Below are 25950 nucleotides of genomic sequence, written 5' to 3'. Positions count from 1 at the left end.
TTTCATCTTAAAGGTGATGACTATGAAGTATATAGAGTTGGCAATCGCGATAGGAATTGTTTTGCTTTTTGCTTGTTGGTCGAGATATTCGCGTCGTCGAGCAGAAAGGAAAAAGGTCAAGAAAGCCGCAAAAATATATCCTTTGAAAAGACAAACTAAATTGCGTAGAATTAAATAAGATAGTTCTAAATCTCTCTGTTACAGAGTTTCGGCAAACTTTAGCCTATAACTCCTGAAACGGAGTTTTTTTATCCACTCAATCACAAGCTGAGATAATTTTTTTTGTCACCGTAAAATATCAATAGGAAAATATGATAATTGGTCGAATATTTTAAAATTATCTCTCAATGTTGGTTGGAAGTCGTAAAGGGCGCACGAAAGGAGAGCTGCATTGTGGTAAATTTGTTGACGAATAAAGGGTTTTCTCGAGTCTTCTTTGATGCAATTCCTCAGTTGGCCTTAGTATTAGATTCAAATTTAGAAGTACATGCTATGAACCAAGCAGCATTGTCCAATTGTTCGTTAAAGCAAAGAGATTATCAGGGCGAACGCTGTGGTGAGGTTTTGGGATGTATTCATCATTTAGATGATCAAAAAGGATGTGGATTTGGTCCCTTCTGTCAATCGTGCCTTACCCGAAATATTGCCTTAGAAGCCGTTAAGGTGGGGAAAACCTTGCGTTCAAAGGGTAAATTAGAGTTTCTTTCGGGGGAAATAACTTCAGTATTTGTAAGCGCTTCGCCATTTAAATATAAGCATCGGTCTTACGTTGTGATTATTATCGAAGACATCTCTTTGATCAGCGAATTACAAGGTTTAATCCCGATTTGTGCCTCTTGTAAAAAGATTCGGGATGATAAAGGTTATTGGAACCGCGTTGAAACTTACATCGAAGCTCACTCTGAAGCAGAGTTTACCCATGATATTTGTCCAGAGTGTACTAAACGATTGTACCCTAAATTAAGCTCAAAATTAGGGTGAATTATATAATTTATCAAGATAAAAAGAGGACCTGGACAACTTTCTGGATAGATAGTTGTCCAGGTCCTCTTTTTGATAGATTCGATTTTCATGCAGTAGAGGCATTACTAATGAACGATGGCTATTGATCGTTAGAGATAGTTGTACTTGTCTTTTGGTTTTGCCTGGCTTTAACAATGAGATAGATACCGGACAGGATAAGCAAAATGGGGATTAAACAGCTTTTAAGCATATAGTAATAATCCCAATTTCTAAATAATAGACGTACAAGATAAGAATTTTCTATAACTCGCAATAGGCTGAGAAACCCAAGAACTGTAATAATGATGCCTAAGATGCGACGGTTCTTAAACAGCAACGAGTAATCAAACATTTGCTGCTCAAAGAGATCATGGTCGCACAGTAATTGACCTTCCGTCATTCTTCGTTTTAGACTATGGCTTTCAAAGAAACTAAAGAACCAAGTGGGGATTACGATTAAGGGGATAAAAAAATCTAAATTAATATAATCTGCTATGACGCATACACCCAAGGCGAGGATCATTAACTGCAAACCGCGCCGCATAAGCCCCATTTGCATATGCGCCGCACCAGGAATCAGACTTGAGCAGAAAAAAAGAAATTTCTGGGTAAAGGATGACTTACGTTCTTGACGCAATTCGGAGAAGAGATTTGTTTGAATACATTGATGGCAGAGATTTTGGCCATCTATTTGAAGAGTACACTCTGGACATATGGGGTTTCTGCATTTTTCACAAAGAACTTGGGCTTCTGCATTAGGGTGATACTTACATTTCATTAAAATTAGGCCTCCTTCGGGTTATTGGTTACTTTTATTTTGATTGTCAGTTAAAGCATCAATTTTTATAAGAAGAGTGTGGGCCAGCTGATTCATTTTGGTGAGAGGGAGTATTATTTGCTTACTAAATCCACTATCTAATTGAGTAACTTGAGTGGTCATCAAATTGCGAGATAAAGATGATAGGTTAAAGGCGAAAAGTAGGAATCCGGCTGCCATCATACTAAAGCCCCAATTTCTCAGTTCTAAATGACGTGATGAGGCCGTTTCTTTTTGAGTTGGTTCTTTGTTAGAATCTGCTTGATATCCGCTTCTAGTAATAGACTTCATGATGTTGAGTTTGAGGTTTGGTGGAGGATCGAAATTGATTCTTCCCTTTGCCAAAAGTTCGGCAGTTTCTTGAATTTGCCAAAGGATATTTTGACATTCAGGGCATTGTGTCAGGTGGCTGCTCATCTCATCAAGTTTTTGTCTATCTAAACTTTTCTTATAATAACTGTGCCAATCATCCTTGCTTAGATAACAAGTCATGACCATCACCTCCTAATACTGAGAGCCTTAATTTTTCTTTCAGCATTTTGCGGGCTCGGAACAAGCGGGTTTCAATAGTTCTTTTTGGGGTATCCAATATTTCTGCGATCTGCTGAGGACTAAAGTCTTGGAAGTAGTATAGAATAAGTACAGTTCTGTAGATCTCCTGTAAACTTCTAACCGCGGTCTGAATCTCTTCGGAAGATTCCTGGCGAAGAAGTATTTCTTCCGGACCTACACTTTTAACAAAGCGATTTTCTAAAGAAGCTGGCTCTATAAAGAGCGGCTTTTTTTTTCGGGACCAATCAAGGCAATGGTTAACTGCGATTCGGTAAAGCCATGTAGAAAAAGCCGAGCCTTGTTTAAATTTGGGAAGGCTGTTAAAGGTTTTGATAAAAATATCTTGAGTGATGTCTTGGGCATCCTCTACGCTTTGAGTGTAGTAATAAGCGGTCCGGTATACTCCTGTTTGATAACGTTCAATGAGATCTTCAAATAGCCCTGCATTTCCGTTCAGAATGCCGGTAATTAATTCGTTATCCTGCAAATATTTATCACCGCCTTACTACTGATTAGACGTTCTAAAGCTCAGATATACGTCAACAATCAGAAACAAATTTTCAAAAGAACGGATTGCCCTTGACCAGAAGGGATAGGGGTATGATTTACACGAAATGTGTTTAGCAAGTAAACATAGTGTACCTGAATAAAACAAAGAATTCTCGAACAGATGTTTAAGGACTTGCAAATAAAGAGTTTAAGTCATTTGGTGAAGCTAAACTGTTGGCATATAAATTGCAAGCAATACCATTGTAGATGGTTAATTCGATTAACAGGGGAGGAAATGTGTAGTTTAAGCGAAAAGGGGGATTTCGAAATGTGCTGGGTATGTGAAAAATATGGTAAGGGCGGGAAATGGTATCTTAATCCAGAAAATTACGCTCGCCGCCTTTATAAAATTCGTAAAGAAGGTAAAGAGGCTGCAGGGGCAGATGCAGACCCCCAAGCTGCGGGAATGGGAGCAGGTGTGGTGGCTGAATTAGTGAAAGCGAGGATCAGTGGAGACAGGGAATGGGAAGATGAAATTAAGCGGGAAGCTTTGGAGCAGGCTTATCAAACACATTTTGGACAGGTAGTTACCTTGGACGAATATTTACAGATTTTAGATACGGCCTACCCTTTGGCTAAAATGACTTGTGGATGTCGCCGTGTACAACGAGGTATGCCTGATGAAGAAAACTTTACCTGTATGGGGATAGGCCCCGGTATGTATAAATGGGAGCGTTGGCCTGAAACCTATCGAGGTGGTGTGGAATTTGTTACTCCCGCTGAAGCAAAAGAATGGGCAATGATGAATCACAAAGAAGGACGTGTTCAAACTGTTGACGTTTTTGGTACGCCCTACATTGGCGGATTATGCCAATGTGAATATCCGGGTTGTGTCGCAGTTCGGAATAGAATTGACTACGACTTTAAGTTTTTATTAAAGGGGCATTTTGTAGCCAAGGTTGATCGAGAAAAATGCACGGGATGTAAAAGCTGTTTAGGGCGTTGCCAATTTAAAGCTCTAAACCTGGAAGTCTATACAAGTAAAGCTTATATCGATTTGGACCAATGTTTTGGATGCGGACTTTGTGTGACTGCCTGCCCAAGCGGTGCTATACAATTGTTTGATCGGCAAAGTATGCCCGGATTAGCGGAAAATTGGTAATGGAGGGAGTTAAATGATTGCTCAAATAAATATTGACTATGCTTTATGTCGAGATCCCTTAAATTGTCGCAAGTGTTTAAGTGCCTGCCCTTCTGTTGTTTTTGTCTGTGGGCCTACCAAAGTATGGAAAGGTCGGGAAAGCGATTCTCGTGAGTATAAAATTTTTGGCCGCTATTATGATAAGTGTTCCGGTTGCGGTGATTGTGTAAAGGTATGTCCTGTAAATGCTGTTCAGCTTAACTTTGTCCCTCGTGAACAATTAGCCCGTAAGTTTCGGGAAGAACGAGCAGCTCAATTAAAGGAACGTTAGTTGTACACTAAGCTATTTCAGGATGGAGGAGTAGGGTATGGCTTTGGATTTTAAGGCCTTGCAAAAAATCAAGGGTAACCCCAGTGTCGAGGTGGCACCAAATCGACGTTTGAAGATAAACCCGGGACAAGACTATGTTTATGATATGCCTAAGGAATTGATTTATAAAGTTAATGAAGATTTTTCGATAGAAAATATGCTTAATCAAGTAACTAACGCCGGAGAAGAGTCCTTGTCTAGCCAAGGAACAAAATTCATGACTATTTTAATCAAAGAAGCTGATTCTGAAAGATTTCAGGATCGAACTGCTGCGATGATTGAAAAAGTTGCCCAACAAACCGGTATACGTTTTCCCCATGTATTTGAGAGGTACATTGAATTGGGAATACTTACGCTGCGTCCCCGAGATGCCTGGACGGTCACGGAGGCAACCACCAGGACATTGAACGTGCGCAGTTACGACTGCAGTTTAAGCAAACTTCTTGCTGAGAAAGGAGTTAAAAATTGTGGCATGTTTTGTTTGGCTGCAAGTAAAACTGCAGCCGAAAAAACCGGAATAACATTAGATATAACTTGCACTAATGACAATATGGGGATTTGTGAGTTTACCTATCGGCCGCAGTGAATAAAGGGGGGGACTTAAGTTGCATATTGGACATAACCACGATGACATTGACCCGGAAAGCTTAGCTTTGAGACATTACGGAGAGGGGATTTATCAAGAGTCATTGGGGAATTTCTCAGAGGCCTTAAATGAGTATATGATGGCAAATGTATTAGATCCCAAGTTAATGGCAGTTCAGAACAAACTGATTGGCTTGAGACAAAAATTAAGTCTTTAAATTACCGGGAATATCGATCGTAAGAAGGAAGGTAGAAGGCTTTTGCTAAGAAAAGAATTAATTGGCAGAGAGAGTGAGTCGGTTGTAGTAAAGATTAAGCCCGAAGAAGTGCGCCGTTTTGCCGAGGCTACGGGAGTTCCTTATAATGATCGAGTTCCGCCAACATTCGTAGGTACACTGTTGCATGCTTCCATCGCCGGAGTTGAATTGCCAATTGTCGGGATGATTCACGGTGAACAAAAAATAACCTATTATCGTCAACTTCGAATTGGCGAAGCTATTTCCTATAAAAAACGAGTTAAAGATATTTATGATCGAAGCGGTAAACTCGGGAAAATGACGTTTATTATCCTTGAGACGATTGGGTATGACTTAACCGGAGAATTAGTCTTTTCCAGTAGTTCTATAATTATTGCACCGGTAAAGGAGGAAGCTCAATGAAACGTTTGTCTGATCGTCAGGTATCAGAAAGGCTGCCTGTGCGTAAGTGGATACCCACTCCCATGCAAATCCGTCAGTATGCCGAAGCTTCCGGGGATTTTAATCCTATCCACTTAGATGACAATTATGCTCGTCAAGCCGGTCTTGGAGGGGTCATCGCCCATGGCATGCTATTAATGGCCCAAATGGCGGCAATGCTGACGGATTGGATTGGAGATGAAGGAATAATTTCGAAAATCGATGTTCGTTTTGAACAAATGGTGCGTCCAGGAGATACTATCCTGTGCTCCGGTTTTATAAGGGCACGTTCGGAAAAGGTTTTAGTCTGTGATTTAGCGGCCTTTAATGAGCGTGACGAAAGAGTATTGTCAGGCTTAGCACATATAACATTAAAACAGAGTTTAGAGTAATTCAAAAAGGAAGCAGTAACCGGAGAAAGTGTTCTTTACAGTTCCTGGTTGATAATTGTCTGGTGTATGAATTCCATACATTTTGTATCCCCCTTAAGAGTGTTAACCACCCTTAAGGGGGCTTTTTTATAAAAATATATGCTGGCATGTATTTTGCAAATAGATATTGATATAAGAGATTTTCGTTAAAATTCCTGATTTGATTTGAAGGAGGAAAACCAGATGAGAACAAGAGCTCAGTATTTAGAAAGGCTAAGCAAAATGAACAGAAATCTCTATTCAAACGGAGAAAAAATTGACAGGCTTGATCCGCGCCAAGAAGGCGCTCTGAATGTAATGGGATTGACCTTTGATTCTGCTTGGGATCCTGTCAGCAAAGACCTTTGTACGGCAACCTCCCATATTACAGGGGAAACTATTAACCGTTTTAACCATATTCATCAAAATGCCGAAGACCTGCATAAAAAGCAAGATATGACTCGTTTGTTATGCAATAAGGTTGGAGGATGTATTCAACGTTGTATGGGAATTGATGCGGCCAACGCCATCAACGCTGTTTCTTATGAGGCTCAAAAGTCACCTAAAGCGAAAACAGCCTATCATGATAATTTCCTCAAGTGGTTGGAAATGTTCCAGAGGGAAGACCTTGTGGCAAGCTGCGCGCAGACTGATGTCAAAGGAGAACGGCTCAAGCGCCCAGCGGAACAAATCGATCCCGACATGTATGTTCATGTTGTGGAAGAACGCAGTGATGGGATCATCGTTCGTGGCTCAAAGGTTCATATTTCAGAGGCCTCAATTTCGGATGAAATCTTAGTTGTTCCGAACAGAGCTCTGCAAAAAGGTGAAGAGTCTTATGCAGTGTGTTTTGCGGTGCCTTCAGATTATGAGGGGATTAAGCAAGTTGTTCATTATCATCTGAATCGTAAACGAGATTTTTTTCAAAAGGGAATTGAAACAGGGTATACAGACTCCTATATTATTTTTGATGATTGTTTTATTCCTTGGGAGCGGGTTTTTCTGTGCGGGGAGATTCAACACGGGGGTATTGCGGCCTTGCTTTTTGCCTTATTTCATCGTCATTCTTATTCAGGCTGTAAACCGGCAGCATTAGATTATGTTATTGGCATGGCAGGCCTGGCAGCAGACATTAATGGTATTGACAAGACTCATCACGTGCGCGAAATGCTCTCCAGATTAATCATGACAGGTGAACTTGGCTATGCAGCCGGGTACACGGCTTCGGCTTTGGCTAAGCCAGAGGTTTACATGCCCGGTATGGGAATGGTTCCTTATGGACCGGGGAGTTACATTCCAAATTCAATTTATGCTAATGTTGGGCGCTGTCTAACTGGTGAGGCGGTGTTTCATGAACAGGAAATCTTATGCAATATAGCGGGCGGAATGCCGGCAACCTTCCCATTTGAAAAAGATTTGATGAATCCGGAAACAAAGGCTCTACTGGAAAAATACTTAAATCGCAATCCAAAAATTCCTATTGAGGATCAAATTAAATTCTGGCTTAATTTCATCGATTTTGGGCTTTCGGGTTATGCAGGCACTTCGCAATATGGCAATTATCACGGGGGAGGGTCTCCTATCATGGAGCAGATTGCCATTACCACTCAATACGATTTAGAGTCAAAGAAGGACATTGTTCGTGAGATCGCCGGAATGTCACTGAGGAAGAAATAAAGGCAAAGAAGAGCTCCCCTGGCGAAAAGTTAGGGGAGAATCTCTTGTTTAAGCAAAATTATTTGTTACAATTGTTAAAAATAGACAATATCCAATTGAGAGGAGTTGACTAAATGTCTTATGCATCAGTTAAAGGAATAAATATCTTCTATGAATCTGCCGGCGGAGATTTTTTGCCTCTCATTGTAATTCACGGTGCCGGAGGCTCAAGCCAAAGCTGGTCAAAGCAAATCTCTGGATTACAAAAGCAAGGAAACCTGATTGTCCTGGATCTGCCCGGGCATGGGAAGTCCGGCGGCAGTTTGCTAGCAGATATTTCATCAATGGCTGATTTTCTAAATGATTTTGTCCAGACTTTAGGTATTGAAAAATTTTCCTTAGCGGGGCATTCCATGGGGGGAGCAATTGCTCAGGAGTTTACTTTACGTTATCCGGGAAAAGTGACTGGGCTGATTCTCCTTGGAACCGGAGCAAGGCTGAGAGTAGGCCAAGGGATCATAGATGCTGCTGCTTCGGGAATGTTTCCGTTTAAGAATGTCGATCATTTATATGGTTCCGCAACGTCAGATGAGGAAAAAGCTAAGGAGATGAAAGAACTGCAGAAGATTCCGGCAAACGTATTTTGGGCTGATTTTCAGGCTTGCAATACCTTTAATCGAATAGATGAGGTAGAAAAAATTCAAGTTCCCACTTTAATTCTCGTCGGAGAGGAAGACGTGATGACCCCGGTGAAATACTCTCAATTTTTGGCCGATAAGCTGACCAATGCGAACTTAAGAATTATCAAGGAATCAGGACATATGTGTATGCAAGAAAAAGCAACTGAAGTCAACGCGGCAATCCGGAATTTTCTTGAGAATTTAACCTCGTATGAAAGTACCGATGTTTAATTATTGCTAAAATAAACTCCATTCATTAGTTTTTTGAAAATCCGTTTAAAAATAAAGGATAAGAGGTGAAAGTCTGGTTATAATACCGGACGCATAATGGAGAGAAAATATGGAGAGATCATTAAATTTGAAAGACAAGATTATTGTGGAGCTATTATTTTAGATAATGCGGAAAAACTAAATGTCGTAGGAGATGATTTTCTTAACGAACTGGGAGCCCTGCAACAGGAAATTCTAACTATGGAGGACTTGCGGGCTTTAGCCATTGTTGCCAATGGTGACAACTTTTCCGCGGGGATCGATCTGAAATTTCTCCAGGAAGTTAGTTCGGAAAAAGTGAAAGCAGCTTTAACCTGGTTACAAGGACTATATGGTTTCTGGCAAACCCTTTCAATACCGGTAGTGATTGGGGTGCAAGGATTTTGTTTTGGTTCGGCAGTAGAATTAATGTTAGGATGTGACATTAGAATTGCCGCAGAAAACCTTAGATTAAGTTTACCGGAGGTCAAACTAGGGTTATCCCCCGATATGGGAGGGACAACGCGCTTAACAAAACTTGTTGGAACAGGGCAGGCTAAGAGACTTATAATGGCTTGTGAGGAGATAGGGGCTCAAGAGGCTCTGCAAATTGGGCTTGTGGAGAAAGTTGTTCCTGTTGAAAAACTGCGTGAGGTTACCATCCGTCTTGCTCAGAGAATGTCTGGATTTCCTCCTTCCAGTATTGCTTTTGCTAAGAAAGGCATTAATCTTGCTGAAGAAAGTAGTGTGGCTGCAGGTCTCTTATTTGAACAAGCCCAATCAACCTATTGCTGCGGGACAAAGGATATTAAAGAGGCAATCTCTGCATTTTTCGATAAAAGAAAACCCAGTTTTACAGGTAACTGATCTTTATCATTTCAATGGTCGATGTACATTATTAGTCACAACAGTGCATTAGTTGTTATTTGCCTAAGTTAAGTTTTTAAAAGAAGAAGACTATGATTGTAAATTGCGACAAAATAAAAAGAATCTTTGGGCGATTCATCGATCCAAGATTCTTTTTAGACATGTTATGTTAATTCTGATTGGTTGGTTAGGTTAAGTTTAAGTTGAGTTGAGATAGATAAACCGAGGTAATTAAAGTAAATTAAAGTATAGTAAGTATGGCTAAGCTAAGCGTGAAGATCGACAGATGTAGTAAGCTTATTTTTTTGGTCACCGACAGCATCCATAAATGTATTCCAACTATTAGAAAGATATTTTATCTCATTTACAATATCGGAGCGAGAAGCACCGTCAGAATCAGGTGTGTAATTTGATAATATGGTTTTATACACAGAATCTAATTGATTCTTTAAGGTGTCGGAATCTGTGACATTAACGCTGTTAAATAGACTCTGATACTGATTTGCCGACGTTTGGAAAGAATAGGAACTATTTTCTAAATCATCTTGCATCTTTGTTCCTTTATCCTTCCAACCAGTTTTAATAAGTACGGGATCGGTTGTATTAGCAAGTTGATCTGCGAAACCTTTTAAAAGGTTTACGTAATTAGTTGACAATTGATTCGTGTAATTATCTACGAATGAATTGAATTGTTGTTGATATTGTTCCGGTATTAGGTTTTGGGATATGTATTTGAATTCCAAATTCGTTTGACTAATGCGCATACCATAAGTACCGCCAACCGTTTGGCTGTTGTTCATCGTTTCAGATGCAGCACTCAATGCGCTTTGTAGTTGAGAAATCTGATCCTTATTTAAACCTTGCATATTATTTAAAAAGGATTCAAAATTACTGCTATCAATGATGTTAGGACTGTCATCCAACAAATTTAAGGTTATCCCATTTGAGTTTTTGGCTGGCAATGATAAGTCGATCTTGTCTGGGTTAAGATGAAAACCTTCTAAGAATTTTTCATGAGAGATATCATTTTGATTAATCGTTGAAGTAGTATCAAGTTTGTTGCGCTGTAACAAAGTATTGGTTTGGTCATAAGAAAGTGGTGGATAAGATTGCAAACTACCGATAGACATATATTTTCCTCCTAAAGAAATAGTTGTCAATTTTAATATCGGCATTTCCAGATTAATGAATTAGTTTTTGGGGCAAACAATATTTATTCTAATTTAGCATAAAAATCCAGAGCATCAAACGCTATTTAACCACATAAGTGGTGGGAGTATGTTCGCATCGAAACTTATTTGGCGAGGCACGCTAGTTTGGCCCGTAATAGTTAGAATGTTTAAAATATTTTGGCATTAATCTTTACTTCACTTGCTTACCTTTAGTATAATGTTTACAAATGATACAAAAATGGGGGAATTTCATGAGTGCAGGAATTCATGCTGTCACTACAATCGATTTTCCACGTTGGGATCAAGAACTGTTGTTCAAAATCCTCGATAATATTCATGACGTGGTATTGGTTATTGATTCCCACACAACAATTGTCTATGTCAATGAAGCCTATGCCAGAATCCTAGGGGTTCCTGTGGAAAAAGTCCTGGGCCGCAGACTGGACAAAATTGAACCCGATTCTGCAGCTATTAAAGCTCTTCACAGTGGAAAATCTATAAAAGGCTCAGAGCATTTGAAGTCTCTTGGCATCGATGTTATAGGCAGCGCGTTTCCTTTGTATAAGGGGAAACAAATTATCGGATGCATTTCAACATTTAAAAATGTTACCGAAGAACTTGAGCTTAACCGTGAATTGCAGCAAACAAAGGGCGTTGCGGATTATTTAAAAGAGCAGTTGGACCAATGGGAACAACTGCCGTTGTCGTTTAAGGAATATGTTGGGCAAAACCGCAATGTGAAAGAAACCTTAATATTGGCAGCGAAGGTAGCTCGAACGGACAGTACGGTCTTGATTCGCGGGGAGAGTGGTGTGGGAAAGGAAGTACTGGCCAAAGCAGTTCATAACGCTAGCCGACGTAAAAACAAACCTCTAATAAAAGTAAATTGCGCAGCAATACCGGAGAGCTTAATAGAAAGCGAATTGTTTGGATATGAAGAAGGAGCATATACGGGTGCCAAAAAGGGGGGCAAACTCGGAAAATTTGAACTAGCTCACAGCGGGACAATTTTTTTGGATGAAATTGGAGATATGAGCTTAACAATGCAAGCCAAATTGCTTAGAGTTCTACAAGAAAAGGAATTCGAAAGAGTTGGAGGATCAGCGACGATTAAGGTTGACATACGAGTAATAGCAGCAACTAATCGTGACTTAGAAACGATGATTGCCGAAAAAACGTTTCGGAAAGATCTTTATTACCGCTTAAATATTGTTCCCCTGAATCTTAACCCACTGCGTGAACGAAAAGATGATTTAATAGCGTTGACCCAAACCTTCCTTGATCAGTTTTCGCGGGAGGTTGGGCATGAGTTAAGCTTGGCTCCTCAGGTATTAAGAATCTTCCAAAATTATAACTGGCCGGGCAATATTCGCGAACTGCAAAATGTTCTGGAACATGCAAGCATTGTGTGCAATGGGTCTACCATTGAAATCCACCACTTACCTGCCAATATTATCCCTATGAATAATCAACCCTCTGATTTAAAGGATAGGACTTATAATTTAAAAGAAATTGTAGCGAGAGTGGAAAAGGAACTTATAGCCTCTGCTCTGGCTAACAATAACAATAATCGAACAAAGACTATGGAAGTCTTAGGGATTTCGAGACGGGCCTTTTATGACAAATTACGCAGGTATGATATTGAGGAAAAGCTATAGGAGTGGCCTCAAAGTTTTACGCTTTAGCTTTAGAATGTGCGCTTTCAATACCTTTGTACTTCGAAAACTGTATAAAATTCATACACAATCCAAACTCGATATTAAAGAGTTTGGATTCTTTATAGATTTTTACTTGAGTCGCAATTGGCACGTATCTTGCAATATTTAGTAAATAAAATATCCCCTTGTGAGGCAACGAAAAAACGATACTATTTTTAAGGAGGATAAGCAGGCACTTTTCCTTCGGCGGAGAGTTTTAATGCTGCTGAAGGTGAGAACTGCGATTAGTATGAATGAAGTGATGTTTATTAATTTACTGCCCCAGTTATATTTTGTTTCAGGTGAGCAAGGGGGACGGTTTCCATACAGTAATGGTCTCTTGATTGATGGGGACAAAAGGGTTCTGGTTGATACTGGCTTTGGACCCAGCCGGCGCAAAAAGATTTTGGAAAAAGGCAGGATCGATATCATCATAAACACTCATTTTCATTTGGACCATGCTTATGGAAATAAGTATTTTCCAGAGGCCGAGATTTGGGCACATGCTTATGATGCTCCCCCAATTCGTTCTCTCAATAAATTTATGGCCTATTCGGGTTATGGTGAACTTTCCGCTTTCCCCAATCCGGATTACTTTCCAGGCGGGCCGGTAAATCAAATTGTGCATAGAGAACTTAAAGACGGTGAGGTCTTGAGGTTTGGAGAGATTTCCTTAAAGGTTATTCATACGCCGGGCCACACTCAAGGGCATATTGCACTCCTTGAGCCTCATTCAAGCCTTTTGTTTTCAGGAGACATAGATCTTTCACCTTTTGGCCCATGGTATGGTAATGTGCTTTCTGATCTCGAGGAATTTGTTGATTCCATTAATCGACTAATCGACTTAAAACCTAAAGTGATAGTATCCAGTCATGAAGGAATTATTTCCGACAATATTACTGAGAGACTAAAGAGTTATGCTGAAATGATTAATCAACGAGACGAAACTATTCTTAAACATCTACAAATTCCAAGAGGAATGACAGATCTTCTGGACAAGAAGATTATTTTTAAACGCTACCCTGAACCCCAAAAAGTATATCGATTTTTTGAGCAGACCATGTTAGAAAAGCATCTGCAGCGTTTAGCCAAGCAAGGAAGGGTTATTATGAATCCTAATGGTAAATATAAGGCCTATGCCTGATGATTTTACTCTATTATGAATTGAGGGAGTTAAATGGATAAACAAGATAAACCGACCGTATCGATTGTCAAAGTAAAGGGTGTTTATGAGTCTCTTCTTGAAAGTATAAATTTGTGTGATGGCCTAGCGGACTTGGATACCAATGATGAGATTTTAATTAAGCCTAATATTGTCAGCTGGGATTTTGACTTGCCATTTCCTCCTTTCGGTGTCGTAACGACAAGTATTGTGATCGAAGCTTTAGTTCGCGTTCTTGCTGAGCATGGGTTCAGTAAACTGACAATTGGCGAAGGTGCTTTGCCCGTATTTAATCCTAAGAGTGAAGCTGTTTTCGAAGCCTTGGGCTATCAAAAATTGGTGCAAAGATATGGGGTAAAGCTTGCAGATTTTAATCAAGAAGCATTTAAAACGATTGACTATGGAGAAGGCTTAACGCTAGATATAGCCAAACAAGCTTTAGAAGCAGATAAAATTATTAACGTACCTGTATTAAAAACGCACAATCAAGCTAAAGTTTCTCTGGGAATTAAGAATTTAAAAGGATGTCTTCATAGAAAGTCAAAACAGCTCTGCCATGGTATCGATAATCAGGAACTCAGCCTTATGTTTCCCCGTATTATAGAAAAACTTCCTGTAGCTTTGACGGTTATTGATGGTCTATACACCTTAGAGAAAGGACCAGGCCCTACAGGAAGAGCCTTCCGCAAAAATTTGCTCATATCTTCGCGTGATCCCTTTGCCAGTGATCTAGTGGGTGCGGCTATTCTCGGTTATCCCGTAAATGAAGTTGAGCATCTAAGTGTTTATGCGAACCGTCATGGGTACAGCATGGATCTAGCTGATTACGATATAAAAGGGGAAGCCCTTGAAAAATATCGGGAATATGTAGAGTATGATTGGGAATGGTCACAAGAAGATACCGGACCGGCAGGATTTGAAAAACGAGGCATTTCAGGTTTAGCGATTCGCAAATACGACAGCACGCTGTGTACAGGATGTTCCGTGCAATACAATCCGATGTTGATTCTCTTTTCTTCAGCCTATAAAGGTCAGCCGTTTCCTAATGTTGAAGTGGTTTCCGGAAAGAAGCAATTGGCATCACCGGGATTTAAAAAGTCTGTCCTTTTCGGCAAATGTGCTTGCCACCTGAATAAAGATAATCCGAATATTAATAAGGCAATTACGATTTGGGGATGTCCGCCTGATCTTAATAGATTTGTTGATATTCTTGCCCAAGAAGGAATTGAATGTGACTATAAGGAATATGTTCGCTTTCGCCATTATTTGATGGATCGTTACAAAAGCGATGCGAATTATCAGCTTTCTGATTGGTCTATAGAATAATACCCTGTGAAATAATTAGTGAACATCTAGTAGTGTTACCTAACAATAGAGGAGCTGTTAGTGCAAAAGAAAGAGCCCGAAAGGACGTTATTAATGCCTTTCGGGCTCTTTTTTAAGCAATTAGGTTTGGGATTTTTGTAACGCGGTTCAGAATTAAGATTTGTATATTATGTATACAATTAGTTGGTCAATATGTTGCGATATTGTAACAATTACTTGTGAATTTTTAACTACTTCATAAAGGTTGGATTCTTTAGCAGTAGATCTTCTGATTATTGGGCTGAGAAAATGTCAGCTTGTCGAGGAAGAAACAGCTAACCTGCAAACGGCGGTGACCAGTTAAGCTTTAAACAACGGACAGGAAAGCACATAAAGAGCATTCCTCGTTCGTTGTTTGGGATTTATTCCTCGGAATAAATCCGTTTTTCTCCCTGGATATGTTGTAACTTCTGGATATCTTGGGTGACTTCAATAGTACCGCGGTAGGTGCCCTTTTCATCCCGTAGGGCAAAATATTGTATGTAAACATACATGTTGTTCATATGTAACCAGAATTCAGCGGTATCGCGCTGACCGCTTTTAAAATCCTGCACGATTTTGTTAACAATGTGCACACTATCCGGTGGATGACAATCTTTAACATTTCGGCCAATAATCGCTTTACTGCGTTGAAAAATACGTTCTTTGCCCAAGGAGAAATAGCGAACAATATCAGATTCATCCACAAAGGTGATATCTACCGGCAGGTGGTTAAAAATAAGACTTATTTGTTCTAAAGACAACCCGCCAGTTGGAAACGAAAGAAGCTGACTAGACACAACGGTCGGTTCAGGAGGTGCGGCTGGAACCCAACCTTTGTCTGGCTGAATCAGCGTATAGCCGATCTCCCCGCTCTGTTCTGCCACTGCCGCCCATTCCGCCTCAGTTAAGGTTTCCATACTCATCGGAAATAAAATATTCTCTTCCTTATAGATCATATCTTCGATAGCTTTTAGAACAGGCAAAGCGGTAGTCTGAACTAAGTCCAGCAAAGACTGTTTATCGGGCAAACGGTCTAACATATTTTGGGAAATATGTTTGAGCTGAGCCCTGATCTCGTCATGGATTCCCCACATTACTTTAGGGGGCCCGCTTACCCCATGCTTTTCGAGATAAGCAAAAAGAATATTCTCTTTACGACTGTAATGCTTTTCAAGTTCAAGCAATTGGTGGTGAAGGACTTGCCATTTATTCAGATCTTCTTCGGGAATAGTTCCTTGGGTTGAATCAAGAAGTTGTTCCAGAAGGGGCCGCAGCTCTTGAATTACGCCTGCAATAGCATGGTTTTCTTTACGAAAGGTTTGAATGGGATGGCCGCCTTGTTCTTGAGATTTCGGTTGTTGGCCAAGACTGTCCTCAAAGACAGATACATGAACATCACAGAGGCTTTGAATTTCCTTTTCCGGTAAGCCTTCCTGGATAAGCTCCTGTTCTAAAGCAGCGATCTCTGTTGCGCCAACGTCAGATAGGAGCTCACGAAATCTCTCTTTCAGTTCCTGGGGATTTTTATTCTGGTGAATGTCACGGATGATTTGCTTGAGGGTTTCTCGCCGTTGTTGATGATTTCCTATGAGTTCGCTCATAGTATCTCTCCTTTCGCCTTAAACCTTATCTCTTAAAGGTTGTGACAATTGAGAGGTTTTCATGCATTCTTCTTCCACCGCTGGCCGACTTTTAGGATAAGCCAATCTCCTAATTTAACCGTACTTAGGGCTAAAAGAATGCCTGCAATGACATCAGTAATCCAATGAATTTCCAGATAGAGTGTTGAGTAGATAATCGAAAGGCAAAAGAACGTCCAAATCCAACGAAAGAGTTTATCTTTTTCTCTCCAAGCTAAGAGCAGCATGGCAAACGCTATTGAGGTGTGCATTGAAGGGAAACAATTTACTACCACGACGGCGGCGTCTGCTGCTGAAAGGTTACGGGCCATGCCGTCGGGCTGTCCTAAGACATACCAAACTTCATTAACGTGAATTGTTAAATAGAAAGGGAAAATTAAGAGAAACTGTAAAACATGGGCCGACAAGCTGTAGCGAATCATTTTTAAAGAGTCTTTAGCCCAAAAGGAGCGATAAATTGGAATGAGTACAGGAAGCGTAAAACCATTAGCGTAAATCCAGCGGAAATAGCTTGTCAGCCATGGAGTTTTAAGAACTCGAAAAATCCAGCCGTTATTTCCGGGAATCGACTTAAAGAAAGCATCTAAGTCCAACAGATGTACGCGAGTTCCCAGTTGCCAATAGACAATGTCATTCCAAACCGGAGGGAAATATTGCCACATCAGAATTGGGAACAATACTAAAGGTATACCGATAACCAAAAACCGCTGCCAAGAAACAGATAAACGATCAGGTTCAATATTCCAGAAAGCTCCGACTAACAAAAGATAGGAATAATGAGCAGGACGATTGGGGGCAATGAAAACGAACAGTATGACAGCCACTAAACAGAAACGCAAAAGGTTTTTTTTGGACCAGTTAACCCAACGCGTTGTTTTTAGATCCATTGAAGAAATCATGGGTATGAATCAGTCCTTTCCCAAACTTATGGTGAAATTGCCAAGTTTACCAGTGCAGTCGGGTTCCGACTGAATAAGTTTTGGTTAAATAACTAGATTTATGCGCTATTCTCCATGCTTGGTATTTAAGATTGAGCGGGTAAAGGATTACAATACCCAGAATCCAGATCACAACTCCCGCTAAGAGAGAAAGGCAATTAAAACGGACCAGAACTGCCGGTATTGCGGCATAAAGCCAGAGGTGAGCGTTATAAAAGAAAAGTGGTGATTGTCCGAACTTTTCCAATACCTGACCTAACTTAGAAGTCTGAGACAATCTGAAAAAGAAATAACTCAACAAGAAGACAAGCCCAAGGTAGAGAAGGAAAAAAGTGATACTTGGCGGGTATTTGGAAAGTCCGAAGAAGCCCTGTAAAGTCCCGTCGGGTCTAAGATAATCACCCACTCCCAGAAAGCGTAAAACAAAGAAAAAAGTTAAACTGCATAAACCCGACAACGCAAACCTTTTTGCCTCATAAGTCAGGCCTCGTTCTTCTTGATAAGTCTGTCCGTACAACCACCCCAGGATCATCGGCAAAAGCCAAGGAATCAAGGGGAAATTATTATTCACTAATAAGGTTGAAGAGAATGGTACGGGAAGAAGCAAAATAGTCTGAAGGGCTTTATAGAGTGCTTGATGGAAAGGAAAGTTTCTTACAACAGACGGCAAAAATAGCTGACTGAATATATAGAGCAAACCGGTTAAGCTAAAGAGTTTCCAAGGTGAAATTCTACGACCCGCCACAAGAACAATAAACCCCAGGCCAATGGCGGATAAGACACTAAAGGAGAAAAAGGTCCCCGGTGTAAGGACGGAGAATAACGATTGTGCTTGAACAAATAGAGGAAGATTGAAAGCTGGGGAAGCAATAAAAAGCTGTAGTCCTATAAGAACAAGTCCCCGTTTCAGTAAATATTTGTCAATACTCCAATTTGAAGCGCCCAAGGTCTGTCGCTTTTTTACAGAAAGGGCTAAAACATATCCGGCGATAAAAAGAAATCCGGGAGCACATAGGCTGGATAAGAACATGACGAGTAAGCCAAGAAGACTTGCACTTCCTATGGGATTAAATGTTACAATCCCGTTCATGAGGAGTGGCAATCCTTCATTATTCACTCGTCCACCGCTCCAAAAATATAAAGCATGATCTAGGGCCATAAAAAGCATAATTAAGCCGCGTGTACGATCTAAAAACCGTAGCCTCATAATTATCATCTCATTTCGTTTTTCCTCAAGGCCTCCGGCTATCAATTATACTCCCCAATAAAATTGAAAATTTACGTAAACAATGAACAAGTTATCAAGAATTGGTGAAGATAAAAATGCTGCGATCTTTTGAGAACTGGGAACTTTTGCTCTTTAAAGGATTCAAAAAGTCTTCGTCGAATTTCAGAGAAGAAGGTTATTTGTCCAATCGTGATACTCCCACTACGCTTCGGTGGGGGTAGAGTCCATCCTTCAGCGCGATAGCATTTGTTATGGGCTAGGCGCTTTCGTCACTGAGGCCCCTACGTTCAGCTTTAGCTGAGCGAGTTCATTTGGAAGGATTATTAAATTGAAGATTGTAAAAGTATCTGTACGAGAATTAGTTGAATTCGTACTTAAGAAGGGAGACTTGAAGCCGGCTGCCATTGGGGCTGCTCGGACTCAAGATGGCATAAAAGCACATCAGTTCGTTCAAAGGCAAAGCGGCACGGACTACCAACCAGAAGTAACGCTGTCCTATCTTTATGTTCCTAAGGAGAAGCAGATCATCAGAGGTGTCGAAGAAGATATCTGCCTGGAAGTAAAGGGGAGAGCGGATGGGATCCTGAAAAGGGAATCTGGAGTTTGTGTCGACGAAATAAAAACAACGGCTATGGATTTAACTTTAATTGATGAATCAATAAGCGACATGCATTGGGCTCAAGCAAAGTGTTATGCCTTTATGTACGCTGCCCAGGAAGGCATAGAAACGATGGAAGTTCAGCTTACTTATTATCAGCTTGACACTGCTGAAATAAGAAAATTTAACAGATCGTTTGCTTTTGAACAACTATCGGAGTTTTTTGTTAATTTGGGAGAGAAATATCTTGTTTGGGCTTGCCGGCTTCAAGATTGGTATAGCCTTCGTAATTCAAGTATTCAGGAACTGCAATTTCCTTTTAGTGTTTATCGGAAGGGACAGCGGGAGTTGGCCGTAGGCGTTTATCAGACGATTAAATCCGGCAAGATACTTTTTGCCCAAGCTCCTACCGGTATCGGCAAAACTATGGGGACTTTATTCCCTGCCATCAAAGCGATGGGGGAAGGTTTAACGGTTCAGATTTTTTATCTGACTGCCAAAACAATTACACGAATTGTGGCGGAAAGGGCTTTGACGGATTTACAGGCCCGAGGATTAAAAATTAAACGGCTTACGCTCACTGCTAAAAAGAAGGTGTGTTTTCTGCCGGAATCTTCGTGTTTGCCGGAGGAATGCCCTTTTGCCAAAGGCTACTATGACCGCCTTCGTGGGGCGGCGGAAGATATTTTTGCTGAAGAATCATGGACTCGTCAAGTGCTTGAGGATTATGCCCGTAAGCATTCCATCTGTCCTTTCGAATTTTCTTTAGAAATGGCAGCTTGGGCTGATGTGGTTATAGGAGACTATAATTATGTGTTCGATCCTCGGGTTTATTTGAAACGATTTTTTCTTGACGGAGGAGATTATACCTTTTTAGTCGATGAGGCCCATAATTTAGTGGAGCGTTCTCGGGAGATGTTCTCGGCAGAGATACGAAAGGAAAATTGGCTCGAGCTTAAACGACTTACCAAAGGGGATGATCCGAAACTGTCTAAAAGTTTAGCACGAGTTAACATGGCTTTAATTAAAGAAAAAAAAGCTTGCTTGGCTGATAATTCGAAAGGAGAGGGCATAGAAAAGGAGCTGCCCAATAACTTAATTAAGGGTTTACGGCATTTTGTTAAAGCGGTTGAACTATTTCTGAAATATAAAGATCAAACGTATGTATGGCAGGAACAGCTTTTGGATCTTTATTTTCAGGCCCTAACCTTCCTCAGAACTGCAGAAAGTTTTGACTCACATTACGTCACCTGTCTGCAATCTCAGGGAGACTTAAGAATTAAGCTGTTTTGCCTCGACCCATCTGTTCGTTTGAGAGAAGCCTTAGAAAGAGGAAGGGCCTCAATTTTATTTTCAGCCACTCTGAGCCCGATGGATTATTTTATGAATGTTTTGGGCGGAGAGGAGACCTCGTTTAAATTGAGATTATCGTCACCCTTTCCTGCTGAGAATTTGCACGTAATGATTCACAAAAGCATCTCTACCAAGTATCGGCAGCGAGCGTTTAGTTATGAACAAATTGCCGAAACCATCGCCGCTGTCACCTTGCCTAAAGAGGGGAACTATCTTGTTTTCTTTCCTTCTTATGATTATTTGCAAGAGGTCTATCTGAGATTTCAAGCGCAAAATCCTTTAGTTAAGGTAATTCAGCAAAGGTTAGGAATGCCGGAGGAGGAACGGGAGGAATTTTTGGCAAGTTTTAGTGAACATCCCCAAGAAACACTGGTAGGCTTTGCCTTGATGGGCGGAATCTTCGGCGAAGGTATAGATTTAATGGGTGACCGTCTCTCAGGTGCCATAGTGGTGGGAGTTGGCCTGCCCCAGGTTGGATTTGAACGAGAGATAATACGCAACTATTATGAAAAAGTAAGTCATGAAGGCTTTGAATTTTCCTATATATATCCCGGAATCAACAAGGTGCTGCAGGCAGTCGGCCGAGTTATCCGTACGGAAGAGGATAGAGGCGTCGTTGTATTAATTGATGAACGTTTTGCTCAGCCGAAGTACAAAAGATTGCTCCCATCCGAATGGAAGAATATTCGATACGTGACCGATATTCAGGCTATTCAACAATCAATCGGGAACTTTTGGCTTCCAATGGTTCCTATAAAGGACAATGAAACGTTATAATTGAAATCAATTGTAAGGATTTGAGATAAGTTGTAGGATTCAAGGTTTATCTAATCTTGAGACTCCCACTTCAAATGGGAGTGGCCCCAATGTTCATCTGTAGCTGAACGAGTTCACTTCTTAAAGAACGTCGATTAAGGGATGTACCGTAAATTAACATGTTAGTATAGAAATGAGGCTTAGTTATGTTGGAATATATACTTCCTATAGTTCTTATTGTACTCTCAAATGTCGTTTATAATTTAGTTCAAAAAACTACCCCTCAGAATGTCAACCCTTTTTCAGCGCTGCTGATCACCTATACAACGGCTGCTTTATTAACGGTCGCAGCAGGCTTCATTTATAAATCCGATAAGGGATTTCTGGAGTCGTTTTCAAAATTGAATTGGACCAGCTTTGCATTAGGAATTGCGATTGTTGGGCTAGAGGTAGGGTATTTGATTGCTTATCGTGTCGGTTGGGATATTGGGCTTGGCTCATTAGTTGCCAACATTATTCTGGCCGTTATCCTTATCCCTATTGGTATACTGTTCTTTCAGGAAGGGTTTTCGTTGTATAAACTTTTAGGAGCTTTTTTGTGCATTGCCGGATTGATCCTGATTAACATCTAGGAACATTTGAAATGGAAGCAGAAAGAACTATGATGCAAGATAAATTAACAGATTTTAGTATAGCCGAGTATTTATTGCCTTGGTTTCATACAACAAAAAGAGATTTGCCTTGGCGTAAGACAAAAGATCCTTATGTGATCTGGGTGTCTGAAGTGATGCTGCAGCAAACGCAGGTGAAAACAGTAATTCCTTATTTCGAACGATTTCTCCAACGCTTTCCTAATTTAAAAAACCTGGGCGAGTCCAGCTTTGAAGAGGTCCTGACGGAATGGAGAGGATTAGGCTATTATTCAAGAGCTAAACGGATGTGGGAGGGAGCTCAATATCTCCTCACTCAAAGAGAGGGTGAAATGCCCGACAATTATAAACAACTCTTGAAAGTGCCTGGTATTGGAAAGTATACTGCCGGAGCTGTAGCCAGTATTGCCTTTGGTGAGAAGGTTTCAGCCATTGATGGTAATGTGTTAAGAGTAATGTCCCGTTTATTGGCTTGGCCGGAGCCGGTAGAATCTATCAAAAGTTATCGCCGATTTGATCAGTCTATTACTCTTTGGCAAGCAACATCTGATCCGGGGGATTTTAATCAAGCTTTGATGGAACTCGGGGCTATGGTATGTACTTTCAAAAAGCCAAGCTGCGGTGAATGTCCCTTGTTTAAACTATGCCTTGGAAGAGAAGGAGGGAATGTTCTTCTTTACCCTGTAAAAAGGCCTAAAGCTCAGCGCCAAGAGGTGACACGTTTAACGTTTGTAATGAGGAGAGGGGATGAGGTATACCTGCAAAAGCGTCCGTCTGATGGTTTGATGGCGAGTCTCTGGGAACTTCCTGGTGTGGAAATTTTGCAGGAAAATCGCCAAAAGGATTTTCTGCTGTCCTTTTCTCAAAATGAATTGTTTCATCTTTATTATGAGGCGGTCAACGACCGCTCCTTTGATAAAGATGTTGCCAAAAGGTTGTCCCAAGCTGTCTCTCTTCAGGGCCCCTTATGGTATAATTTCAGTCATCGACGTTGGAAAATTTTCTGGATTGTTTTCGATATAAACGAAACTCCCCGGACTCAGCAACCATCTTTGCCGATGTTGGTACGTGAACAATATGAAACTGAAGACAAACAACACCTGTTTGGAGAAAACAGGTGCTGGGTTTCACTTAATAAGATAAGTTCTATTCCTCTTCCCGTGGCATTTCGAGGAATTCTTCGCGAACTCTTAAAAGATAATAATCATACCAGTGTTTAAGAAATTAAATCATTGACGCTGAACAATTGTCGTCGTTCGGGGAATCCTGCGTCAGGGAAGAAAGCGAGCTGTCCCCTAATTGTGCTCGTTCAAGCCATTTTTTAGAAACCTTGCATTTAACGATATTTCCTTTTTCATCAGGTCCTTGGAGAATAATCTTCTCTCCAAAAAGTGAATCCAATAACCCTATTGAAAAACGCATATTCAAAACTCCTTTCCACTAACGGCAGTATGGTATTTATAAAGAAATCGGCGGTACACTGCAACTTTACAACACAAACCTTAAAATACCCTTAAGATTTCTTTATTTTTTCCTTTAAGGGATCATGCTATACAAAAGTCAATAACGAATAATTTTCTAATATACACAGTTGACAAATATCATGTTTCTGTTATAATACTATTAAATAAATCCTTAAAAGCAACGACGGAGAAAAGTAGGCTATATATTACCGTCCAGGGAGGAAGAGTCATGACTGTAAGCTCTTCTATGAGTGGTAATAGCTGAAGTTCCCTCCTGAGCTTCCGGCTGAACAGAAAAAAGTAGGCTAGGACGGTTCTTCCCCGTTAAATGGAAGGGGGTATCGGATATCATTCCCGTACCTTGTCGAGTGGCTTTATAGCCAAAGTTGGGTGGTAACACGAGATAATGTTTCTCGTCCCGTCAGGGATGAGAAACTTTTTATTTTGCTGAACCTCCAGAACTCAACAAAGACGAGTTTGAAGACAAGTACCTTTTTGAGAGGACCATTTTGGTCAAATTGGGTGGTAACGCGGAAGTCCACGGCTTTCGTCCCTGGTGGGATGAGCCGTGGACTTTTTTATTTAAACGCAAGGAGGAATTAATATGAAAGACTTAAAATTAGCCGGGGATAAGTCCCAAAAAAGTGTTATTAAGGTTGGTGACGTTTGTCTAGGCGGCAAAGAAATTGTTCTCATAGGCGGTCCTTGTGCCGTAGAATCGAGTATCCAAATGGAGAAAGCCGCTGCCTCAGTCAGACGTTCGGGAGGAAAAATTTTGCGTGGCGGCGTATTCAAACCGCGCACATCTCCCTATAGTTTTCAGGGGCTGGGGCTTGAAGGAGTCAACTATCTGGTACAGGCCGCAAGAGAAGAAGGCCTTTTATGTGTTACCGAAGTTATTGATCTCAGAAGTTTGGAAATGGTCGTCGATAAAGTTGATTTACTGCAAATTGGTGCCCGTAACATGCAAAATTTCGAACTCTTAAAATTAGCGGGCAAAGTAAATAAGCCGATTATTCTTAAACGCGGATTGTCTGCGACTATTGAAGAGTGGTTGTTGGCTGCCGAATATATCATGGCGGCGGGTAATTCTCAAGTTATCCTATGTGAGCGCGGAATCCGAACGTTTGAACCTAGTACAAGAAATACGCTGGATTTAAGCGCTGTTGGGGTTGCCAAAGAACTGTCCCATCTACCCGTAATCGTCGATCCCAGCCATGCAGCAGGAAGACGTGATTTAATCGCCTCCTTGTCCAAAGCGGCAGTAGCAAGCGGTGCCGATGGTTTGCTTATCGAAATGCATCCTAATCCTGAGGAGGCCTTGAGTGATGGCCCTCAGTCTCTTACCCCAGAGCAATTTATGACCTTAGCTCAAGACTTGGAGCTCGTCGCTCAATCTGTAGGGAGAAATTTTGTTAGTAGAGAAACGAGGGAAACTTTAGAAACCTTGCGCTCTGAAATTGATCTCATCGATCATACGATTGTGGAACGTCTTTCTAAACGAATGCAGATCGTCAGAAAGATTGGTGACCAAAAACGACTGGATAAAGTTAAGGATGTTGGCCGTGAAAGAGATATTCTCCAACGTTTAGTTCCTTTGGCAGAAGAATTGCAGCTTTCTCCCGAATTTATAAAAAGGATATATTCCTATGTATTTGAGTTTTCGGTGCAATCCCAAATCAAGAGCAAACTTACTGGGGATGATCAGCTGGAATCCCTCTGTCCGATGGGAGGCAAGTAAAGGTTATGGAGATCTTCTTTGCCGTTAAGGTGAGGAGGTCTCTTTTTCTTTTGAATATTGATTTTTTCCCCTTAATAAGGGTATTCTTAATTATAGGGTCATGAAATTTTTACAAATGCTTGAAAGGGGTAATTAAGATGTTAGATCTATTATATAAGCGTCGCAGTATTAGAAAATATACAGAAACAAAGATAGATCCGGAAACTGTTAAAATCTTGTTACAAGCGGCTTTACTTAGCCCCTCCTCTCGGGGCTTTAAACCTTGTCAATTCTTGGTGGTCGACGATCCGAAGTTATTGTCCCAATTAGCATCAGCTAAGAAAGGGGCCGGGCATTTAAAGGGCGCGGCTTTAGCCGTAGTGATACTGGCTGATCCTGAACGAAGCGATGTCTGGGTTGAAGACGCTGCTATTGCTGCTGCTATTCTTCATCTAACGGCAGAATCTTTAGGTTTGGGATCATGTTGGATTCAACTTAGGAAACGACAACATACGGATACTGTGACGGCAGAAGACTATGTGCGAGGGATATTGGCAATTCCTGAAAGGTTAAAGGTACCTATAATTATGGCTCTTGGATACCCTGCAGAGTCAAAATCTCCCTATACAGAGGGAGATATTAATTACGAAAATGTATATTCAAATACCTATGGAGTTCATTTATAGAAGTTGCATCTTATACTAAAATATTGCTAAATGGATTCAGGCAGC

The 25950-nt window shown here is 40.8% G+C and carries 26 protein-coding genes and 1 other annotated feature; of the genes, 18 read left to right on the top strand and 8 right to left on the bottom strand.

Annotation, left to right across the window (positions count from 1 at the left end):
- Positions 1 to 393: 393 nt before the first annotated feature.
- Entirely contained in the window at positions 394 to 981 is a 588-nt protein-coding gene (locus ACPUYX_RS15625) for a hypothetical protein (protein ID WP_426380562.1), read from the top strand.
- 121 nt (positions 982 to 1102) lie between these two features.
- On the opposite strand, the gene ACPUYX_RS15620 is transcribed toward ACPUYX_RS15625, so the two are convergent.
- Genes ACPUYX_RS15620 through ACPUYX_RS15610 form a run of 3 tightly spaced genes read right to left on the bottom strand, consistent with a single transcriptional unit; the run spans position 1103 to position 2858 of the window.
- Positions 1103 to 1780, bottom strand: a complete 678-nt coding sequence (locus ACPUYX_RS15620; RefSeq protein ID WP_426380561.1) for a hypothetical protein — start codon at positions 1778 to 1780, stop codon at positions 1103 to 1105.
- 21 nt (positions 1781 to 1801) lie between these two features.
- Positions 1802 to 2311, bottom strand: coding sequence for an anti-sigma factor family protein (locus ACPUYX_RS15615; protein ID WP_426380560.1), 510 nt, complete (start codon positions 2309 to 2311; stop codon positions 1802 to 1804).
- Positions 2286 to 2858 carry an RNA polymerase sigma factor gene (locus ACPUYX_RS15610; protein WP_426380559.1) on the bottom strand — a complete coding sequence of 191 codons (573 nt, stop codon included), beginning with the start codon at positions 2856 to 2858 and terminating at the stop codon, positions 2286 to 2288. Before ACPUYX_RS15610 ends, ACPUYX_RS15615 begins: the two co-directional genes overlap by 26 nt.
- Positions 2859 to 3188: 330 nt before the next feature.
- On the opposite strand from ACPUYX_RS15610, the gene ACPUYX_RS15605 reads away from it, so the two are divergent.
- The 9 genes from ACPUYX_RS15605 to ACPUYX_RS15565 all read left to right on the top strand — a co-directional run bounded on the left by ACPUYX_RS15605 (position 3189) and on the right by ACPUYX_RS15565 (position 9495).
- The gene (locus ACPUYX_RS15605) at positions 3189 to 4022 is read left to right on the top strand and encodes a 4Fe-4S binding protein (protein ID WP_426380558.1); all 834 of its coding nucleotides are present in this window, start codon (positions 3189 to 3191) and stop codon (positions 4020 to 4022) included.
- 13 nt (positions 4023 to 4035) lie between these two features.
- A complete protein-coding gene (locus tag ACPUYX_RS15600; RefSeq protein ID WP_426380557.1) occupies positions 4036 to 4332 on the top strand; it encodes a 4Fe-4S dicluster domain-containing protein in 297 nt (98 codons plus the stop codon).
- A 37-nt stretch (positions 4333 to 4369) separates the two neighbouring features.
- Positions 4370 to 4957, top strand: coding sequence for a hypothetical protein (locus ACPUYX_RS15595; RefSeq protein ID WP_426380556.1), 588 nt, complete (start codon positions 4370 to 4372; stop codon positions 4955 to 4957).
- Between the two features lie 19 nt (positions 4958 to 4976).
- Positions 4977 to 5174: a hypothetical protein gene (locus ACPUYX_RS15590; protein ID WP_426380555.1), complete on the top strand. Its 198-nt coding sequence runs from the start codon at positions 4977 to 4979 to the stop codon at positions 5172 to 5174.
- A gap of 42 nt (positions 5175 to 5216) precedes the next feature.
- Complete coding sequence (locus ACPUYX_RS15585) at positions 5217 to 5615, top strand: FAS1-like dehydratase domain-containing protein (RefSeq protein WP_426380554.1); 399 nt, start codon at positions 5217 to 5219, stop codon at positions 5613 to 5615.
- Entirely contained in the window at positions 5612 to 6025 is a 414-nt protein-coding gene (locus tag ACPUYX_RS15580) for a MaoC family dehydratase (RefSeq protein WP_426380553.1), read from the top strand. The genes ACPUYX_RS15585 and ACPUYX_RS15580 overlap by 4 nt, the downstream gene beginning before the upstream one ends.
- Before the next feature lie 222 nt (positions 6026 to 6247).
- Positions 6248 to 7720, top strand: a complete 1473-nt coding sequence (locus ACPUYX_RS15575) for a 4-hydroxyphenylacetate 3-hydroxylase family protein (protein WP_426380552.1) — start codon at positions 6248 to 6250, stop codon at positions 7718 to 7720.
- Between the two features lie 113 nt (positions 7721 to 7833).
- Complete coding sequence (locus ACPUYX_RS15570; protein ID WP_426380551.1) at positions 7834 to 8610, top strand: alpha/beta fold hydrolase; 777 nt, start codon at positions 7834 to 7836, stop codon at positions 8608 to 8610.
- Positions 8611 to 8706: 96 nt separating this feature from the next.
- A complete protein-coding gene (locus ACPUYX_RS15565) occupies positions 8707 to 9495 on the top strand; it encodes an enoyl-CoA hydratase/isomerase family protein (protein ID WP_426380550.1) in 789 nt (262 codons plus the stop codon).
- Between the two features lie 266 nt (positions 9496 to 9761).
- Here the strand turns inward: ACPUYX_RS15565 and ACPUYX_RS15560 are convergent, their stop codons facing one another.
- Complete coding sequence (locus tag ACPUYX_RS15560; RefSeq protein ID WP_426380549.1) at positions 9762 to 10625, bottom strand: hypothetical protein; 864 nt, start codon at positions 10623 to 10625, stop codon at positions 9762 to 9764.
- Between the two features lie 293 nt (positions 10626 to 10918).
- On the opposite strand from ACPUYX_RS15560, the gene ACPUYX_RS15555 reads away from it, so the two are divergent.
- The 3 genes from ACPUYX_RS15555 to ACPUYX_RS15545 all read left to right on the top strand — a co-directional run bounded on the left by ACPUYX_RS15555 (position 10919) and on the right by ACPUYX_RS15545 (position 14852).
- Complete coding sequence (locus ACPUYX_RS15555; protein ID WP_426380548.1) at positions 10919 to 12325, top strand: sigma-54 interaction domain-containing protein; 1407 nt, start codon at positions 10919 to 10921, stop codon at positions 12323 to 12325.
- 259 nt (positions 12326 to 12584) lie between these two features.
- Complete coding sequence (locus tag ACPUYX_RS15550; RefSeq protein ID WP_426380547.1) at positions 12585 to 13508, top strand: MBL fold metallo-hydrolase; 924 nt, start codon at positions 12585 to 12587, stop codon at positions 13506 to 13508.
- A gap of 33 nt (positions 13509 to 13541) precedes the next feature.
- On the top strand, positions 13542 to 14852 hold the full coding sequence (locus ACPUYX_RS15545) for a DUF362 domain-containing protein (RefSeq protein ID WP_426380546.1): 1311 nt from the start codon (positions 13542 to 13544) through the stop codon (positions 14850 to 14852).
- Positions 14853 to 15253: 401 nt separating this feature from the next.
- Here the strand turns inward: ACPUYX_RS15545 and ACPUYX_RS15540 are convergent, their stop codons facing one another.
- From ACPUYX_RS15540 to ACPUYX_RS15530, 3 genes are read right to left on the bottom strand one after another with little or no spacing between them, the layout of a single operon-like run.
- Positions 15254 to 16474: a DUF438 domain-containing protein gene (locus tag ACPUYX_RS15540; protein ID WP_426380545.1), complete on the bottom strand. Its 1221-nt coding sequence runs from the start codon at positions 16472 to 16474 to the stop codon at positions 15254 to 15256.
- A gap of 59 nt (positions 16475 to 16533) precedes the next feature.
- Complete coding sequence (locus ACPUYX_RS15535; RefSeq protein ID WP_426380544.1) at positions 16534 to 17412, bottom strand: phosphatase PAP2 family protein; 879 nt, start codon at positions 17410 to 17412, stop codon at positions 16534 to 16536.
- Positions 17413 to 17458: 46 nt separating this feature from the next.
- Positions 17459 to 18658: a heparan-alpha-glucosaminide N-acetyltransferase domain-containing protein gene (locus ACPUYX_RS15530; protein WP_426380543.1), complete on the bottom strand. Its 1200-nt coding sequence runs from the start codon at positions 18656 to 18658 to the stop codon at positions 17459 to 17461.
- A gap of 349 nt (positions 18659 to 19007) precedes the next feature.
- On the opposite strand from ACPUYX_RS15530, the gene ACPUYX_RS15525 reads away from it, so the two are divergent.
- The 3 genes from ACPUYX_RS15525 to mutY all read left to right on the top strand — a co-directional run bounded on the left by ACPUYX_RS15525 (position 19008) and on the right by mutY (position 23256).
- Entirely contained in the window at positions 19008 to 21407 is a 2400-nt protein-coding gene (locus tag ACPUYX_RS15525) for an ATP-dependent DNA helicase (protein ID WP_426380542.1), read from the top strand.
- 185 nt (positions 21408 to 21592) lie between these two features.
- Positions 21593 to 22018, top strand: a complete 426-nt coding sequence (locus ACPUYX_RS15520; protein WP_426380540.1) for an EamA family transporter — start codon at positions 21593 to 21595, stop codon at positions 22016 to 22018.
- Between the two features lie 11 nt (positions 22019 to 22029).
- Complete coding sequence (gene mutY, locus ACPUYX_RS15515; RefSeq protein WP_426380539.1) at positions 22030 to 23256, top strand: A/G-specific adenine glycosylase; 1227 nt, start codon at positions 22030 to 22032, stop codon at positions 23254 to 23256.
- A 4-nt stretch (positions 23257 to 23260) separates the two neighbouring features.
- Here mutY and ACPUYX_RS15510 read toward each other — a convergent pair whose 3' ends face one another.
- A complete protein-coding gene (locus ACPUYX_RS15510) occupies positions 23261 to 23458 on the bottom strand; it encodes a hypothetical protein (RefSeq protein WP_426380538.1) in 198 nt (65 codons plus the stop codon).
- A gap of 213 nt (positions 23459 to 23671) precedes the next feature.
- Positions 23672 to 23923: a binding site (T-box leader), on the top strand.
- A gap of 180 nt (positions 23924 to 24103) precedes the next feature.
- On the opposite strand from ACPUYX_RS15510, the gene ACPUYX_RS15505 reads away from it, so the two are divergent.
- Together ACPUYX_RS15505 and ACPUYX_RS15500 are read left to right on the top strand one after the other, a co-directional pair.
- On the top strand, positions 24104 to 25240 hold the full coding sequence (locus ACPUYX_RS15505; protein WP_426380537.1) for a bifunctional 3-deoxy-7-phosphoheptulonate synthase/chorismate mutase: 1137 nt from the start codon (positions 24104 to 24106) through the stop codon (positions 25238 to 25240).
- A 137-nt stretch (positions 25241 to 25377) separates the two neighbouring features.
- Positions 25378 to 25905 (top strand): nitroreductase family protein, encoded by a 528-nt coding sequence (locus ACPUYX_RS15500; RefSeq protein ID WP_426380536.1) that lies wholly within the window; start codon positions 25378 to 25380, stop codon positions 25903 to 25905.
- Positions 25906 to 25950 lie beyond the last annotated feature (45 nt).

This window comes from Desulfosporosinus sp. SYSU MS00001 (genome assembly GCF_049943955.1).
Classification (GTDB): Bacteria; Bacillota; Desulfitobacteriia; order Desulfitobacteriales; family Desulfitobacteriaceae; genus Desulfosporosinus.
This window is presented reverse-complemented; position numbering and strand designations above follow the sequence as displayed.